The 1,343-nt window shown below is 62.9% G+C and carries 3 protein-coding genes; all 3 read right to left on the bottom strand.

Annotated elements, in window-relative coordinates:
- Positions 1-132: 132 nt before the first annotated feature.
- The 3 genes from C2R25_RS18780 to C2R25_RS18770 all read right to left on the bottom strand — a co-directional run bounded on the left by C2R25_RS18780 (position 133) and on the right by C2R25_RS18770 (position 1,240).
- Positions 133-357, bottom strand: a complete 225-nt coding sequence (locus C2R25_RS18780; protein ID WP_146049696.1) for a hypothetical protein — start codon at positions 355-357, stop codon at positions 133-135.
- A 68-nt stretch (positions 358-425) separates the two neighbouring features.
- Positions 426-668, bottom strand: coding sequence for a hypothetical protein (locus C2R25_RS18775; protein WP_103730643.1), 243 nt, complete (start codon positions 666-668; stop codon positions 426-428).
- Between the two features lie 98 nt (positions 669-766).
- A complete protein-coding gene (locus C2R25_RS18770; RefSeq protein ID WP_158250719.1) occupies positions 767-1,240 on the bottom strand; it encodes a hypothetical protein in 474 nt (157 codons plus the stop codon).
- Between the last annotated feature and the right edge of the window lie 103 nt (positions 1,241-1,343).

The following is a 1,343-nucleotide window of genomic DNA, read 5'->3' as shown; positions in this document are numbered from 1 at the left end:
TTGCGGCGGCTGCACTAGGCGTCACCATGAGGGGAATCGAACCCCCAAGAGTCTTGCGACATACCCGGCTACCGGGCGCGCCAGCCAATTGCGCCGCATGATGAACCGCCGCAGCCCCCGCAGAATCGCACATCACGGATCGCCGGTCAACCGCGCATCACCGGCTTGTGAGTCGCCCAACTGCTCCTCGCGGAAGGCGGCGAGCATGGCCTTCCAGACCTCGCGATCATTCTGAATATCAGCGGATCGCTGGCCTGGATCGACAAGGATGCGAACGCGCCCGTGCATCTCATCTAGCATCCCCTCGCTCGGCTCCTGCATCGCCTCCAGCACGGCGGCTATGGCTGCGTCGGCCATCTCTCGGCTTGCGCCTATGTCACCTATCCAAGCGTCAATCCGGCGCGCCACCTTCTCCCGAAGCTCACTCATCCCTTCTTCTCCGATGCTGTCAGGTGGGCGCGTACCGCGAGGCCGAGGGGGGTGAGGCGATCGGTCCAGTAATCGGATAGCCCGAGGTCGCAACACTGATCCCATGCCGGGTCCGCCGCGCAAATCTGGTTGACATCGCTATCACGCGCCGGGTCGAGAACCCATTCCCTCTGCGCCTTCGTCAGCCCCGCCGCCACGCTCTCCACGGATCGCTCCGCACTGGTCGGGTTAGTGGTCATGGGTGGTTGATCCCCAGGTGAAGGAATGGCGGATCGGCAAGGCGTATACATGCACTGACAATGACGCTGGCACGATCCGATGCGGCAACTGCGCCAGCTCACTTGCCCACCTCCGGAAAGGCAGAGCGGTAGGCGGCGAGGACTGGATCAGCGAGTTTCGGTACATCCTCAATCTTCTCGTGCTGGCGGTAGAGGTTGCGCTCTACGATATCAGCGGCTCGTTTCAGCGCCTTCGCCATCGCCTCCGCGTGGCTTCTCAGCGCTTCAAGCTGGTCGGCGGCTTCTAATATCTCGGGAACAGCATTGCGGAGGAAGGTGACGAGTTCGGCGTTACCTTGCCACGGATCGGTCTTTGCGCGCCGATGCTCGTTCAAGACCTCCTCATCGTGAATACTTTCGGGATGCCGGAACTGCGCCAAGACACAGCGCAAGCCGTCCGGAAAGCCGTCGACCGGCACGCGCGGCGATTTCACAACGCCCCAGTCATCGTACTCGTCAGGGCGGTATGCCCACGGCCCAGGTGTCGCCGCAGCATCAAGTTCCCGCAGCCGGGCTATCAGGTCTGGGGTCATGCGACGAAAGCCGGCTGCCCAGGCTTGGGCTTCCATGAGATTGCGAGCCATCCAGGCGTCGGGCGGTGAGTGACGCCTTCGCTATCGACCACGCGGTGTGAAC

The organism is Novosphingobium sp. HII-3 (assembly GCF_002916655.1).
In the GTDB taxonomy this organism is placed as follows: Bacteria; Pseudomonadota; Alphaproteobacteria; order Sphingomonadales; family Sphingomonadaceae; genus Novosphingobium; species Novosphingobium panipatense.
Note: the sequence above shows the minus strand (reverse complement) of the source record. Positions and strands in the feature narration are given on the sequence as shown.

Coding starts and splice junctions, on each gene's coding strand:
- C2R25_RS18780 (WP_146049696.1), bottom strand. CDS start 357: ATGGCCGACGCAGCCATAGCCGCCGTGCTGGAGGCGATGCAGGAGCCG.
- C2R25_RS18775 (WP_103730643.1), bottom strand. CDS start 668: ATGACCACTAACCCGACCAGTGCGGAGCGATCCGTGGAGAGCGTGGCG.
- C2R25_RS18770 (WP_158250719.1), bottom strand. CDS start 1,240: ATGACCCCAGACCTGATAGCCCGGCTGCGGGAACTTGATGCTGCGGCG.